Annotated in this window: 13 protein-coding genes and 1 pseudogene; 5 read left to right on the forward strand and 9 right to left on the reverse strand. The window is 72.8% G+C overall.

Annotation, left to right across the window (positions count from 1 at the left end):
• Positions 1-127: 127 nt before the first annotated feature.
• The gene (locus C5507_RS09020) at positions 128-2,989 is read left to right on the forward strand and encodes a bifunctional diguanylate cyclase/phosphodiesterase (protein WP_158657550.1); all 2,862 of its coding nucleotides are present in this window, start codon (positions 128-130) and stop codon (positions 2,987-2,989) included.
• Positions 2,967-3,692, forward strand: a pseudogene (locus C5507_RS09025) (GNAT family N-acetyltransferase); the annotation flags it as partial. The gene C5507_RS09020 and the pseudogene C5507_RS09025, both read left to right, overlap by 23 nt.
• 65 nt (positions 3,693-3,757) lie before the next feature.
• On the opposite strand, the gene C5507_RS09030 reads toward C5507_RS09025, so the two are convergent.
• The 7 genes from C5507_RS09030 to C5507_RS09060 all read right to left on the reverse strand — a co-directional run bounded on the left by C5507_RS09030 (position 3,758) and on the right by C5507_RS09060 (position 10,980).
• The gene (locus tag C5507_RS09030; RefSeq protein WP_104528193.1) at positions 3,758-4,183 is read right to left on the reverse strand and encodes a hypothetical protein; all 426 of its coding nucleotides are present in this window, start codon (positions 4,181-4,183) and stop codon (positions 3,758-3,760) included.
• Complete coding sequence (mshB, locus tag C5507_RS09035; RefSeq protein WP_104528194.1) at positions 4,180-5,076, reverse strand: N-acetyl-1-D-myo-inositol-2-amino-2-deoxy-alpha-D-glucopyranoside deacetylase; 897 nt, start codon at positions 5,074-5,076, stop codon at positions 4,180-4,182. The genes C5507_RS09030 and mshB overlap by 4 nt, the downstream gene beginning before the upstream one ends.
• Positions 5,077-5,222: 146 nt before the next feature.
• A complete protein-coding gene (locus C5507_RS09040) occupies positions 5,223-6,278 on the reverse strand; it encodes an ABC transporter ATP-binding protein (protein WP_249027813.1) in 1,056 nt (351 codons plus the stop codon).
• A complete protein-coding gene (locus C5507_RS09045; RefSeq protein ID WP_249027814.1) occupies positions 6,271-7,323 on the reverse strand; it encodes an ABC transporter ATP-binding protein in 1,053 nt (350 codons plus the stop codon). The genes C5507_RS09040 and C5507_RS09045 overlap by 8 nt, the downstream gene beginning before the upstream one ends.
• Positions 7,320-8,270: an ABC transporter permease gene (locus C5507_RS09050; RefSeq protein WP_104528195.1), complete on the reverse strand. Its 951-nt coding sequence runs from the start codon at positions 8,268-8,270 to the stop codon at positions 7,320-7,322. The genes C5507_RS09045 and C5507_RS09050 overlap by 4 nt, the downstream gene beginning before the upstream one ends.
• Positions 8,263-9,186, reverse strand: coding sequence for an ABC transporter permease (locus C5507_RS09055; protein WP_104528196.1), 924 nt, complete (start codon positions 9,184-9,186; stop codon positions 8,263-8,265). Before C5507_RS09055 ends, C5507_RS09050 begins: the two co-directional genes overlap by 8 nt.
• A 141-nt stretch (positions 9,187-9,327) precedes the next feature.
• Entirely contained in the window at positions 9,328-10,980 is a 1,653-nt protein-coding gene (locus C5507_RS09060) for a peptide ABC transporter substrate-binding protein (RefSeq protein WP_211295508.1), read from the reverse strand.
• Positions 10,981-11,355: 375 nt separating this feature from the next.
• Between C5507_RS09060 and C5507_RS09065 the strand changes: the two genes are divergently transcribed.
• On the forward strand, positions 11,356-11,529 hold the full coding sequence (locus C5507_RS09065) for a CsbD family protein (protein WP_104528259.1): 174 nt from the start codon (positions 11,356-11,358) through the stop codon (positions 11,527-11,529).
• A gap of 139 nt (positions 11,530-11,668) precedes the next feature.
• Here the strand turns inward: C5507_RS09065 and C5507_RS09070 are convergent, their stop codons facing one another.
• Positions 11,669-12,553, reverse strand: coding sequence for an endonuclease domain-containing protein (locus C5507_RS09070; RefSeq protein WP_104528197.1), 885 nt, complete (start codon positions 12,551-12,553; stop codon positions 11,669-11,671).
• A gap of 120 nt (positions 12,554-12,673) precedes the next feature.
• On the reverse strand, positions 12,674-13,435 hold the full coding sequence (locus C5507_RS09075; RefSeq protein WP_104528260.1) for a (deoxy)nucleoside triphosphate pyrophosphohydrolase: 762 nt from the start codon (positions 13,433-13,435) through the stop codon (positions 12,674-12,676).
• Positions 13,436-13,462: 27 nt separating this feature from the next.
• Between C5507_RS09075 and C5507_RS09080 the strand changes: the two genes are divergently transcribed.
• Together C5507_RS09080 and cysC are read left to right on the forward strand one after the other, a co-directional pair.
• Positions 13,463-13,945: an RrF2 family transcriptional regulator gene (locus tag C5507_RS09080; RefSeq protein ID WP_249027815.1), complete on the forward strand. Its 483-nt coding sequence runs from the start codon at positions 13,463-13,465 to the stop codon at positions 13,943-13,945.
• 50 nt (positions 13,946-13,995) lie between these two features.
• Complete coding sequence (gene cysC / locus C5507_RS09085) at positions 13,996-14,532, forward strand: adenylyl-sulfate kinase (RefSeq protein ID WP_104528261.1); 537 nt, start codon at positions 13,996-13,998, stop codon at positions 14,530-14,532.
• Positions 14,533-14,707 lie beyond the last annotated feature (175 nt).

Consider the following 14,707-nt stretch of genomic DNA (forward strand, 5'->3'; position numbering starts at 1 on the left):
CGCGTCCAGTATCACCTGCCCGGTCGCCGTCCGTTCGGCGGGCCACCTGGTCAGGGGGCCCTCACCCGTTGGGGGTGCGGCGCAGGTCCCCGCTCAAGACGGGGTCGCGGACGCCGATCCTGACGACGTGTCGGAGCAGAAGACGCATTCCCGGGCAACGCCGCGGCATCCGTCGTCGGTGTCGCCCTACGACGCCGAGGCAGCTCTGGAACACCTCCTCGGCAGGCTGCGCGCCTCGGCCGGGGCCACCCGCGTCTCCGTGTGGGTCCACGAGGCCACCACCGATCTCGTCATCCCCTTCCGGCGGGCCATCCGCCCCGGCGACGACCCTGCCCTCCCCCACCCGGCGATGCGCACCCCCGCCCTCGTCTCGGACACCCCGTTCCTGGAAGCCGTGATCCGCACCCGGCGGCCCGTCACCGGTCGGGCGGACGGCCGGCGGGCCAGTGACCAGCAGCTGGCCGCGCTGGGCATCCGGTCCGCCCACGGCGAGCCCCTGGTCGTCGACGGCGAGGTCGTCGGCGTCCTCACCGTCGAACCGGCCGCGGCCGCGGCCCCGCACCTGCTGCGGCAGGTGACCCCCAAGCTCGCCGCGGCCATGTCCGAGGCGTGGAAGCGCCGCTCGCAGCAGCGCCGGCTGGACCAGGCAGCGGTGCTGCTCGGCCTCATCGAGTCCGCCGCCCAGGCGCAGTCCATGGACCACCTGCTGGGTTCCGCCTGCCGCCAGCTCGCCGAGCTGGGGGAAGTGGAGCGGGCGTGCGTCTTCCTCCTGGAGGACGACGAGCTCGTCCCGCGCATGGCCGCCTACGCCGACGGTCGCCGCGACCTGGCGACCTGGCAGCAGTTCCGCAACGCGCCGGTCGGGCTGCAGCTGGCCGAGACCGTGCTGCGCACCGGCGAACCCATGACCGCGGACCGGAACTCCGGCCTGGTGTCGGGGTGGTGGGTCGACTCCTTCCAGGTGGCCTCCGCCCTCGCCGTGCCGCTGGGCCGCGCTCCCGACCTGGCCGGCGTCCTGACCCTCGACAGCACCCAGGTGCGGCCGTTCTCCGAGGACGTCCGCCGGCTCGCCGCGGCCGCCGGCGCGCACCTCGGTGGCGTCATCGAGCAGGCCCGCACCAGCCAGGCGCGTGCGGCCTCGCTGACCACCGCCCGTGTCGTCCGCCAGATGCTGGTGGACGGCTCGGGGGTGACCGGCGCGGCCGAGGCCGCTGAGGTCCTGGCCCGTGCCGTCCAGCGCCTCGCCGGCACCGACCGCAGCGCCGCCTACCTGGAGGGCCCCGGAGGCATCGTCGGCGAGGTGCGCCACATCGACTGGCCGGAGGCGCACAAGCAGGTCGTGCAGACGCAGCTGATCGGCCGCCCGGCCGCAGACGTGCCGCTGTGGCGGCTGACCTCCGACCAGAAGACGCCGGTGTTCGTCGAGGACGCCCCGGGCAGCGAGCTGCTCGACCCCCGGCTCACCGAGGCGCTGGACCTGGCCTCCTACATCAGCGTGCCGCTCATGTCCGGCGACCGGCTCCTGGGCCTGGTCGTCACCGGGTCGATCGGGACCCGGCGCACCTGGACGCCGTCCGTCCGCGACGCCGTCCGGCAGGTCACGCTCGAGGGCGCGCTCGTGGTGGAGAACGCCGAGCTGCGGGCCGCCGAGCAGCAGCGGCTGGCCCAGCTGGCCTCCGAGGCCCACCACGACCCGCTCACCGGCCTGGCCAACCGCCGCCGGTTCATCGAGCAGGTGGAGGCCACCGTCTACGGCGACGGCGACGGCGACAGCGCGCTGCTCATGATCGACCTCGACCGGTTCAAGGAGATCAACGACAGCTTCGGGCACAGCGTCGGCGACGACCTGCTGTGCCTGGTCGGCCCGCGCCTGGAGCAGGCACTGCGTCCGGGCGACCTGCTGGCCCGCATGGGCGGCGACGAGTTCGCCGTCCTCCTGCCGGGCGCCGGCGCCGAGCGGGCCCGCGAGGTGGCCGAGAGCCTCGGTGCGGCGCTGCGGGACGCCTTCGTGCTGGACGGGATGCCCCTGCACGTCGACGCCAGCATCGGCATCGCGCTGTGCCCCGACCACGGCCGGGACCGCTCGCTGCTGCTGGCCCGGGCGGACACCGCGATGTACGCGGCCAAGCGCGCCCGGCACGGCTACGAGGTGTGGGCGCCGGACGGCACCCCGGCCCCGCGGGACCGGCTGGAGACCCTGGAGCAGCTGCGCGCGGCCCTGGACACCGAGCAGCTGGACAACCACTACCAGCCCAAGCTGGACCTGCGCAGCGGCGTCGTGGTCGGTGTCGAGGCGCTGGTGCGGTGGAACCACCCCGAGCGCGGGCTGCTGTTCCCCGACGTCTTCCTCCCGCTGGCCGAGCAGGCCGGCCTCATGCGCCGGCTGGCGCTGCGCGTGCTCGAGCGCTCGCTGCGCGACCTCCGGGGCTGGCGGGCGCAGGGCCACGACCTCTCCGTGGCGGTGAACCTCTCGGTCTCCAACCTGCAGGACGTCGCGCTGCCGGAGCAGGTGGAGATGCTGCTGGACGGCTTCGCCGTGCCGGCGGAGGCGCTGATCCTCGAGATCACCGAGGACGTCCTCATGGCCGACGCCGCGCGCAGCCAGCAGGTCATGGCCGGGCTGCGCCGCCTGGGCGTGCGCCTCTCGGTCGACGACTACGGCACCGGCTACTCCTCGCTGGCCTACCTGCGGGCGCTGCCGGTGGACGAGCTGAAGCTCGACCGCAGCTTCGTCACCCACCTGACCAGCGACACGCGTGCGGCCGCCATCGTGCGCAGCACGCTGCAGCTGAGCCGCGACCTGGGCATGAGCATGGTCGTCGAGGGGGTCGAGGACGCCGCCTCGCTCGCCGCGCTGCGGGAGTGGGGCTGCGACATCGCGCAGGGCTACCACATCTCCCGGCCCATGCCCGCCGAGCGCGTGCTCGGCTGGCTGGACGCCCGGCCCATGCAGGCCGACGTCGTCCATGCCGGGCGCCTGCCGCGCTGACCGGAGGGGGTCGCCCGGTCGGTCACGGGGGGCGGGCACCAGGATCGTCGCCGTGCGCGCCGTCCCTGCCGGAACCGTCGACGACCTCGAACGCCTGGCGGCGCGGACCTGGCGCGGGCTGGAAGAGCAGCCGCTCGGGGGCTGGCTGCTGCGGGCCGGTGGTGGGTTCACCGGCCGCGCCAACTCCGTGCTCGTCGTCGGGGATCCACCGGCGGACCCGACGACGGCGGTCGGCGACGTCACCCGCTGGTACCAAGACCGGGGCCTGCGGCCGTGCGCCGCCGTCCCGACCCCGGGGCCGGTCGCCGCGGACGACGCGTTCGCGGCCGCGGGCTGGACCCGGGACGAGGACAACCTCGTGCTCACCTCGGCGCTGCGACCGTGGGCGGGCGCGGCCGACGACGTCGCCGTTCCCCTGGCGACCGAGCCCGACGACGCCTGGCTGGCCGGCTACCGGTACCGGGGCGCTCCTCTGCCCGCCGCGGCCGCCGCCGTGCTCCGGCACGCCGATCGCCCGCTGTTCGCCTCGGTGCGCCTCGACGCCGCCCCCGCGCCGCTGGCGGCCGTCGCACGTGGCGTGCTCGCCGACGGATGGCTGGTCATCAGCGCCGTGACCGTGGACGACGCCTACCGGCGCCGCGGGCTGGCCACCCGGGTGATGTCCGCGCTGGCCACCGACGCGCTGGCCCAGGGCGGGCACTCCTGCCTGCTGCAGGTGGCCGCCGGCAACGCCGCCGCGCTGTCGCTCTACGCCCGCCTGGGGAACACCTACGCACCACCGCTACCACTACCGGTGGGCGCCCGCGGAGAGCTGACGGGCCGCGGCCCTCCGCCCATCGCCGTCCCCACGGAGAAGGCGGCGGCGAGCACTCCGAGCAGCAGGAACGCCGTGGTGACGACGGTGTATCCACCGGTACCGATGGTGATCACCAGGTCGCCCTCCGGCCGGCGGCCCATCGCGGCGACGACCACGACCAGCCAGACGAGCGCCGGCACCGCGGCGACCAGCCTGGAGCCGGACACGCGCAGCGCCGCACGCACCAGGAGCACGTTGCCGACGACGGCGGCGAGCACCGACACCGGCACGGGGACGCCGCCGACGCGCAGCGGCAGCCAGAAGACCTCCACGACGGCCAGCCAGCCCGCCACCAGCACCGCGGCCAGCGCCCAGCCGGCCAGCAGCAGTCGGCTCACCCCGGCAGACCGGCGAACAGGTCGTCCTCCCAGCCCTCCGGACCGGGCCCGGCCGGCCCGCGCTCGCCCTGGACGAGCCGGTAGTGCTCGACGGCCATCATCTCCAGGCCCAGGTTGTTCGACAGGGCGAAGAAGGGGCCGTCGACCATGATCTGGGTGGGGTGGGACCGCATGGCGGCGTCCTTCTCCGCTGCGTACCGGCTCCCGTCGACGGCCGCCGTCACCTGCTCGTCCGGCACGCCGAAGGGCAGGTCGTCGGCGCTGGTCACGCCCTCGAAGAACGTCTGGTCGCCGGCGGCGGCCATGGCGTCGATGCCGCGCTGGAGCACCGACCGGGGCATGCAGCACCAGTAGACCTTCGCGACCGCCCACGCCGCACCCAGGTCGGGCCGGTAGGCGGGGTCCGCCGCGGCCGCCACGGCGCCCATGGCGACCCGGTGCGCCTGGATGTGGTCCGGGTGGCCGTAGCCGCCGTTCTCGTCGTAGGTGACGACCACCTGGGGGCGCACCCCGCGCACGACCGCGACGGCGTGCGCGACCGCCTCGTCGAGGTCGGCGTTCCAGAAGGCCCGGGGGTGCTCGTTGGCCGGCACGCCCATCATGCCGGAGTCGCGGTACCGGCCGGCCCCGCCGAGGAACCGGATGTCGGTGACGCCGAGGGCGTCCATCGCCGCCCGCAGCTCCCAGATGCGGTAGCCGCCGAGCTGGTCGGCCTGGTCGGCGGCCAGCTGCTCCAGCTCCGGGACGAGGATCTCGCCCTCCTCGCCCAGCGTGCAGGTGAGCAGCGTGACCTGCGCGCCCTCGGCGACGTAGCGGGCCATGGTGGCGCCGTTGTTGATGGTCTCGTCGTCGGGATGCGCGTGCACGAGCAGCATGCGGCGGTCGGAGGTCACGAGGAGGCATTCTCCCTGAGGCGGCCCGGGGCGCGAACGGGTCGGGGTGCACCCGCGTCCTCCCCCACCGCAACGCGTCCTCCCTCACCGCGCACGGTGAGGGAGGACGCGCGGGGATCAGGTGACCTGATCCCCGCGCGAGGTGCTCAGGCCTCGGTGGGGACGACGGTCCGCGCCTCGGCGAAGTGGCACGCCGACGGGTGCCCCTGGCCGCGATCGACCAGTGCCGGCGCCTCGGTGGCGCAGATGTCCTGGGCCTTCCAGCAGCGAGTGCGGAAACGGCAGCCCGACGGCGGGTTCGCGGGGCTCGGGACGTCCCCCTCCAGCAGGATGCGCTCCTTGAGCCCCCGCAGGTGCGGCTCGTGCACCGGGACCGAGGACAGCAACGCCTGCGTGTACGGGTGGGACGCGGCGGTGTAGACCTGCGCGTCCGTGCCCTCCTCGACCACGCTGCCGAGGTACATCACGGCGACCCGGTCGGAGATGTGCCGGACGACCGACAGGTCGTGCGCGATGAACAGGTAGGACAGGCCGAAGTCGTCCTGCAGGTCCTCGAGCAGGTTGACCACCTGGGCCTGCACCGAGACGTCCAGGGCGCTGACCGGCTCGTCGCAGACGATGATCTCCGGCTGCAGGGCCAGGGCCCGCGCGATGCCGATGCGCTGACGCTGGCCACCGGAGAACTGGTGCGGGTACCGGTTGACGAAGTCGGGGTTGAGCCCGACCCGCTCCATGAGCTCCTGGGTGCGCTGCAGCCGGCCCTTGCGGGGAGCGATGTCGGCGTGCACGGACCAGCCCTCGGCGACGATGTCACCGACGGTCATCCGCGGGTTCAGCGAGGCGTAGGGGTCCTGGAAGATGATCTGGACCTCGCGCCGGTACTGCTTGAGCGCGCGACCGCCCATCTTCGCGACGTCGTCGCCCTTGTAGAGGATCTGCCCGCTCGTGGGCTTCTCCAGCGCGACCAGCAGCTTGCTGACGGTCGACTTCCCGCAGCCGGACTCGCCCACCAGGCCCAACGTCTCCCCGCGGCGCAGCGTCAGGTTGACGCCGTCGACCGCACGCACGTGGCCCACGGTCCGCTTGAAGACGATGCCCTGGGTGAGCGGGAAGTGCTTCTTGAGGTCCTTGACGTCGAGCAGGACCTCTCCGGGCGCAGCGGCCGGGCGCGGTGCCGCGGCGGCGTCGGTGATGTCAGACACCGAGGACCTCCTCGCTGTAGTGGCAGGCCGCCTCGCGCCCAGGGACGACCAGCCGCAGCGGCGGGACGTCCTCGGCGCAGTGACGGCCGGGCGGTGCGTCGGCACCGAGCCGGCGCTTGGGGCACCGGGGGTGGAACGGGCAGCCCGACGGGATCGAGGAGAGGTTCGGCGGCTGGCCGCCGATCGGCTGCAGCCGGCCACCCTTCGCCTCGAGCATCGGGATGGAGGCCATCAACCCCTCGGTGTAGGGGTGCGCGGGGTTGCCGAACACGTCGTCGACCGTGCCGCGCTCCACGATGCGCCCGGCGTACATGACGGCCACGTTGTCGGCGACCTCGTTCACCACGCCGAGGTCGTGGGTGATGAGCACCAGGCCCATGCCGGTGTCGCGCTGCAGGTCCTTGAGCAGGTCCATGACCTGCGCCTGGACCGTCACGTCGAGGGCTGTCGTCGGCTCGTCGGCGATGAGGATGCGCGGGTCCAGCGCGATCGCCATGGCGATCATCACGCGCTGCCGCATGCCGCCGGAGAACTGGTGCGGGTAGTCGTCGACCCGCTGGGCGGCGGCGGGGATGCGCACCCGGTCCATCAGCTCGATGGCGAGCTTCTTGGCGTCCTTGCGCGACGTGCCGCGGTGCGCCCGGAACATCTCGCCGATCTGGAAGCCGACGCTGTAGACGGGGTTCAGCGACGAGAGCGCGTCCTGGAAGATCATCGAGATGCCGGGGCCGCGCACCTTGCGCTGCTCCTCGGCCGACGCCGTGAGCAGGTCCCGGCCCTCGAACATGATCCGGCCGCTGGTGATCTCCGCCGGCGGCATGTCGAGGATGCCCATGATCGCCTGCGCCGAGACCGACTTGCCCGAGCCCGACTCGCCGAGGATCGCCACGGTCTCCCCCTCGGAGACCGTGTAGCTGACGCCGTTGACGGCGTTGACCAGGCCGGAGCCGGTGCGGAACTGCACCCGCAGGTCCTGGACCTCCAGGACCGGGGCGGACGCGCCGCGGGCGGAACCGGACGGTACGGACATCGACGCGGTGCTCATGAACGCTGCCTCGGGTCGAGGGCGTCGCGCAGCGCGTCACCCATCATCACGAACGCCATCACCGTCATCGTCAGGATCAGGCTGGGGAAGAGGACCAGGTGGGGGGCGATGCGCAGCAGCCGCTGCCCGGCGTCGATCTGCAGCCCCCACGAGATGGCCGGACGCTGCAGGCCCACGCCGAGGAAGGTCAGCGTCGCCTCCGCGGCGATGAGCACCCCGATGGTGATCGTCGCGTAGACCAGCACCGGCGCGACCGCGTTGGGCAGGATGTGCCGCACCAGGATCCGGCCGTTGGAGGCGCCCATGGCGCGGGCCGCGGCCACGTAGTCGGAACTCTTCACGGCGATCACCTGGGAGCGGACCAGCCGCATCGCCGTCATCCAGCCGAAGGCGGCCAGCGCGATCGCCACCGCCACGACGCCGCGGCCGAGGAAGCCGCTGCGCAGCACCACGAGCGCCCCGAGGATCAGCGGCAGCGCGTAGAAGATGTCGGCCACCCGCGAGAGCAGGCTGTCGATCCACCCGCCGAAGAAGCCGCTCAGTGCGCCGACCACCACGCCCATGAGCAGGATGACCACCACGGCGAGCAGACCGATGATCAGCGAGTTCCGGGCACCGTGCACGACGTTGGCCAGGTAGTCGCAGCCCTGCTGGTCGAAGCCGAACCAGTGCTCCGACGAAGGCGCCTGCCCGGACCGGGAGAGGCTGCAGTCACGCGGGTCGACGCCGCGGGAGAACACCCCGGGGAAGAGCGCCATCAGCAGGAAGAGGAGCCCGAGCACGGCCCCGATCCAGAAGAGGACGTTGCGCCGCAGCTGCTTCCAGGCGTCGCTCCACAGGCTGTTCTGGCGGTCGCTGGCCGGGTCGACCGACGGACTGGCCAGACCCGTGGTGGTGCCGGCCTCGACCTCGTCCTTGCGGAGGTCGGCCTGCTGCTGGTCACTCATAGCGGATCCTCGGGTCGAGGACGGCGTAGAGCACGTCGACGACCAGGTTGAAGAAGATGAAGAAGAAGACCATCAGGGTCACGATGCCGACCACGACGGCACCTTCCTGGGCCCGGACGGCGTCGAAGATCGCCCGCCCGATGCCGGGCAGGTTGAACACCGACTCGGTGACGATGGCCCCGCCGAGCAGCGTGCCGATGTCGGCGCCGACGAACGTGACCACCGGGATCAGGCTGTTGCGCAGGGTGTGCCGGACGACGACCGTCCGGTTCGGCAGGCCCTTGGCCCGGGCGGTGCGGACGTAGTCGGCCCGCATGTTCTCGGCCACGCTGGTACGGGTCAGCCGGGCCACGTAGGCCAGGGAGCCCGACGCGAGCACGAGGCCCGGGAGCAGGAAGCTGTACCAGCCCTCCTGGACCCCCGAGATCGGGAAGAGGCCCAGCTTCAGGCCGAACACGAACTGGGCGATGAAGGCCAGCACCAAAATCGGGATGGACACCACCAGCGTGGTGGAGACCAGGACCACGTTGTCGAAGAAGCTGTTCCGGCGGATGCCCGCGAGGACACCGGCGACGATGCCGATGATCGCCTCGATCAGGATGGCGACGACGGTCAGCTTGATGGTGACGGGCAGCCGCTGAGCGATCGTGTCGAGCACCGGGCGGCCGCGGAAGTCGGTGCCCAGGTCACCCTGGGCGAGGTCACCGAGGTACTTGAGGTACTGGATGCCGAGCGGGTCGTTGAGGTTGAACTCCTGGCGCAGCTGGGCGACGACGGCCGGCGCGAGCGGGCGGTCGCCGCCGAGCGCGCGGATCGGGTCGCCCGGCAGGGCGTACACCATCGCGAAGATGAGGAAGGACGCACCCAACAGGACCGGGATCGTCAGCAGCAGGCGGCGCGCTACGTAGCGGCCCATGTTCCCCCTCGGGTGTGTGCGTCGCCGGCGCGCCGGCGACGCGGAACCATCGTGCCAAAGTCCCCCGCACGGGCGCCGCCGGGGGCGACTGCCCTTGCGGACAGCACCCCCGGCGGCGGCAGGGGTCGTGCTGGGCGAGCGTCAGTTGTTGACGGTCACCTTGGAGGTGTCGACCTGCCCGAAGATGTCGACGAAGACGCCGGACACGTTCTCCGAGTGGACCGCCTGCTCGAGCCCGAAGAACATCGGGATGATCGGCATGTCCTCGAGGAGGACGTCCTCGGCCTGGTTGTAGAACTCGATGGCCTCCTCGTTGCTGGAGGCCTGGTTGCCCTGGGCCACCAGCTCGTCGAACTCGGGGTTCGAGTAGAACGAGGCGTTCGAGCCCGCCGGCGGCAGGGCCGCGGTGGAGTACAGCGGCTCCAGGTAGTTCTGCGGGCTCGGGTAGTCCATCGCCCACGCGAGGCGGAACGGACCGGTGATGCCCTTCTCGTCGAGGAGGGGCAGGTACTGCGAGAAGTCCAGGTCGCCACGGAGCTGGTACTCCACGCCGAGGTTCTCCCGCAGCTGGTTGCCGACGGCCTCCATCCAGGCGTCGTGACCGGCGCCCGAGTTGAACCACAGCTCGACCGGCTGGCTGCGGTCGAAGCCGGCCTCGTCGAGGAGCTGGTTGGCCCGGTCGACGTCGACCTCGCAGTACTCGCAGGCACCCTCGCGGTACCCGTCGACGACCGGCGCGATGGCGGCGTCGGCGGGGGCACGCGTGCCGTTGAAGATGGCGTCGGTGATCTGCTCGCGGTCGATGGCCAGCGAGAAGGCCTGCCGGACCCGCTTGTCCTGGTAGCGCGGGTCGTAGGTCGGGAAGCCCACGTAGGTGAACTGCGACGACGGCGACTCGAGGAACCGGTCACCGAACTCGTCGGCCGCCGTGGTGATGGCGTCCGGCGGCACGTCCCGGGTGATGTCCAGACCGCCGGCCTGCACCTCGGTGTAGGCGGTGTTCAGGTCGGCGAAGACCTTGTACTCGACGCCGTCGGCCTGCGCCTCGTTCTCGCCGGCGTAGTCCTCGTACTTGGACAGGGTGATGCCCTGACCGGGGACGAACTCGCCGTCGGCCTTGAACGGGCCGTTGCCGATCGGGTTCTTGCCGGCGGCCTCCGGGTCCTCGAAGAAGGACTCGGGGAGCGGGAAGAAGGCGTTGTAGCCCACGGTCACCGGGAACTGGGCGAACGGCCCGGTCAGCGTGACGGTGAAGGTGGTGTCGTCCACGACCTCGAGGCCCGACATCTCTGTCGCGGCGGGCTCGCCGGTGACGTTGCCCTCCTCGTCCGTCGGCGCCTGCAGGTCCTCGTAGCCCTCGATGTTCGAGAAGAAGTACGACGCACCCTGGGCGTTCGGGCTGTAGGCGGTGTAGTTCCAGGCGTCGACGAAGGACTGCGCGGTCACCGGGGTGCCGTCGTGGAAGGTCCAGCCGTCGTTCAGCGTGACGGTCCAGGTGACGTTGTCCTCGGACTCGATCGACTCCGCGACGCCGCTGAACTCGGCCTCGCCCTCGGGGCCGTACTGGATCAGGCCGGTCCACAGGGACTTGACGACCTGGGAACCCTCGCTCTCGGTGGTGTTGCCGGGCACCAGCGGGTTCTCGGGCTCGTTGATGTACATGCTGAAGGTGCCGCCGGCCTCGCCGCCGGCGCCACCCTCACCGCCCTCGTCGCTACCGCCGCAGGCGGACAGCACCATCGCGGCGGTGATGCTCGCCGCGACGAGCGCACCTCTGCGCTTGCTCAGGTTCACGTGCAATGCCTCCCTCGTCCCGCGTATCGCGGGGGGAACGGACAGGTCGGCCACGGCCCCTCGGGCATGTGGACGACTGACTGGTCACGAGCCGAACGCAGCCGGGTGACGGAGCCACCAGGACTGCGACGGGTGGACCCTAGGCGCGCTTCGGAGAGGGTGTCCACGGACGTCATCGAGTTGTGACCTGGGCTCACGATCCGCGCGCCAACCGCAACTTCCACATCTCCCACCCCCGCCCGGGCCCCGTCTTTCCGCCGCCGCCGCGGGCAGACCGGAGGCCTTCCCGCAGGTGGGGGCCGCGGCGTGTCGCCGCCCTCCGGTCTGGGTAGTGCCTTCTGGACACAGACCGACAACGACGCGGAGGTGCTCGAGATGAGTGGCACGGACAAGCTGACGAACAAGATCGAAGAGATGTCGGGCAAGGGCAAGCAGGCCGTCGGTGACGCCACCGACGACCGCGACCTCCAGGCCGAGGGCAAGAAGGAAGAGTCCAAGAGCAACCTCAAGCAGGGTGTCGAGAACGTCAAGGACGCCTTCAAGTCCTGAGGTAGCCCTCTCCGACGACGGGCGCCGCTCCCCACCGGGAGGGGCGCCCGTCGCCGTCCCCCGGTCCGGCCGCCGGGCGGTTCGTGCACTTTCCGCCGGGCGGTTCGTGCACCTTCCGCCGGGCGCCCGGCCGGCACGGTCACGCCCGGTCGGCGGCGCCGGCCAGCTCGGCGGCGATGCGCCGGACGACGCCGTCGAGGTCCCGCAGGTCTGCGGCGCTGAGGCGGATCACCCGCCAGCCCGCAGCCAGCAACCGCGCCAACCGTGCGTCGTCCCGCACCACCTGCACGCCGTCGAAGTGGTGCTCCCCCTCGTACTCGACGATCAGCCGCTGCTCCGGCCAGGCGAGGTCGACCCGCGCGAGCCAGACGCCGTCGTCCGCCACTTCGTACTGCGGGACGGGAGCCGGCAGCCCGCCGAGTGCGCACGCGACCCTGACCCACGACTCCGGCGGCGATTCCGCCCTGCCGTCCACGAGCTCGAAGACCCGGCGGGCGCGCGTCACCCCCCATCGCCGGGCCCCGTCCTGCAACGACCGACCGAGGTCCGCGTGTACCAGGGCACGCGAGCGCAGGAGCGCGTCGAGCACCCCCACGGCCGTCGCCGTCGTCTCCACCGCGGCGACGTCCCATGCGGTTCGCACGGCCGTCGTGAACCGGAGGCCTTCGTCGGTGACGACGACGTCCTGCGGCGGTAAGGGACCGCGGCGTACCCGCACGCCGACCGGCCCCCGCCACTGGACGTCGGCCGGCACGACGACGGTCACGGGCTCGCCGTAGCCGGGCGCCGGCGCGCCGAGAACAGCGGCCGCGGATCGTGCGGCGAGCGCCGCACAGGACGGCATCAGGAGAGCCGCCGCACGACACCGCAGCAGGTGGTCGCGCGGCAGCGAGGCGTCCGCGTAGACGCCGCGCAGCACCCGGACGTAGGGACCTTCGCGCAGCTGGCGCACCGTCAGCACGCCCTCCGACACGGCATGGGCCCCGATGAACACGCCGCGCAGACCGTGGCTCCGCAGTAGCACCGAGGGATCGTGGCCCAATCGGTGGTCCGGCCGCTCCGGTCATCCACATCCCCACCCATCCCAGGGCGGTTCGTGCACGAACCGCCCGGCGAAAAGTGCACGAACGGCTGGGAACTGGGGTCAGAGGCGGGCGAGGAGGGCGCGGACCGCGGGCAGGAGCGGGCGGTCGGCCGGGATCCAGTCCAGCGCGGCCAGCTCACCGGCGCCGACCCAGCGCAGCTCGCGGTGCTCGCGCGCGACCGGTTCCCCGTCGGTCACCCGCGCCCACCAGACCCGCATGGTCGAGGCGCCCGGTGCCCCACCGCCGACGACGCCGTCCAGCGGCACCTCGCCGAGGAACGCCTGCGGCACGACGGCGACGCCGAGCTCCTCCGCGCACTCGCGCACGAGCGCGGTCAGCTCTGCCTCCCCCGGTTCGACCTTGCCGCCGGGGAACTCCCAGCAACCGTCGAAGGGGCCTCCGGCGCGCTGCGCCACGAGCACCCGGTCGCCGTCGACGAGCGCGGCGCCGACGACCTGGACGACGTCGAGGGCACGCCGTGCGGCGGCCGCGGCGTAGGCGTCCAGGTGCGCCTGCATCGCGCGGACGATCCGGCGGCGGAGCACCACCTGGTCGACCAACCCGCCGAGCACGCCGGGCAGTCCGCCCTCCCAGTCCACCTGCTCCTCGACCAGCGTGCCGGCGCCGGTGGCGGAGAAGCTCCGCGAGTGCGAGACCCGGCGCCGGCCCGCCGGGGAGCCGGAGGCGAAGACGTCCCGCTCCGGCCGGACGGAGACGACCTCCTCCAGGGGGAACGGCCACGGACGGCCGAGCGCGCGGGCGACGTCGAACGCCACGGTCAGCGGCGCCTCCACCAACGTGGTGAAACGCAGCTGGAACACGGGTCCACCCTCCCAGACCACGGCAGGATGGCCGTCGTGCGCATCAATGCCCGGGTCGACTACGCGGTCCGAGCCGTCGTGGAGCTCGCCGCGGCCGCGCCGGGCTCGCTGACAGCCGAGCGCATCGCGACCGCGCAGGACATCCCCAACCGGTTCCTGCAGGCGATCCTCACCGATCTGCAGCGCGCCCGGCTGGTCACCAGCCAGCGCGGCCGGGAAGGGGGCTACCGGCTGGCGCTGCCGGCCTCGGAGATCTCGATCGCCCGGGTCATGCGCGTGGAGCAGGGGTTCCTGGCCGAGGTGCACGGCCAGCGCCCGGAGGACGTCAGCTACCCGGGGCCTGCGGCCGAGCTGGCCAGCGTGTGGGTCGCCGCCCGCGAGGCCTACCGGCGGGTGCTGGAGGGCGTGACCGTCGCCGACGTCGTCGCCGGGCAGCTGCCGGCGCACGCCGCCGAGCTGGTCGCGATCGACAACGCCTGGCGGTCCTTCAGCGAGACCGACCGGGACTGACGACGGACCCGGTCGTGCGCGACGCGGGACCCGGCGGCGACACTGGCGGCATGACCGCTGCACCGCGTCCTGGCGTCACCGTGTTCCTCACCGGCCTGTCCGGCGCGGGCAAGTCGACGATCGCCGACGCCCTGGTCGCCCAGCTGGAGGCCGAGGGCCGGCCGGTCACCGTCCTCGACGGCGACGTCGTCCGCACCCACCTGTCCAGCGAGCTGACGTTCGCCAAGGAGCACCGCGACCTCAACATCCGGCGCATCGGCTGGGTGGCCGGCGAGGTGGTGAAGCACGGCGGGACCGCGGTCGTGGCGGCCATCGCGCCGTACGAGGCCGCCCGCGAGGAGGCCCGGCAGCTGGTCGAGAAGCACGGCCGTTTCGTCCTCGTGCACCTCGCCACCCCGCTGGAGGTCTGCGAGCAGCGCGACGTCAAGGGGCTGTACGCCCGGGCCCGCGCGGGCGAGATCCCCGGCTTCACCGGCGTCAGCGACCCCTACGAGCCGCCGGCCCGGGCCGAGCTGGTCATCGACACCTCGGTCACCCCGCTGGCCGACTCGGTCGCCCGGATCCGCGCGGAGATCGACGCGTCCTGACCCGCCCCGTCCCCCGTACGGGCCGGTGCGCCGTGGCGCACCGGCGCCGCTGTGGCACCATCGACGCATGACCGATGGCAGCGCTCTCCTCGTCGCGCGGCTGCACATCGATCTGGCGCTCGTCTCCAGCGCCGCCTGTCGCGCCGCGCGCTGACCCAGGTTCACCCGCGCAGCT

This window comes from Blastococcus saxobsidens, from assembly GCF_002938435.1.
GTDB classification, from domain to species: domain Bacteria; phylum Actinomycetota; class Actinomycetes; order Mycobacteriales; family Geodermatophilaceae; genus Blastococcus; species Blastococcus saxobsidens.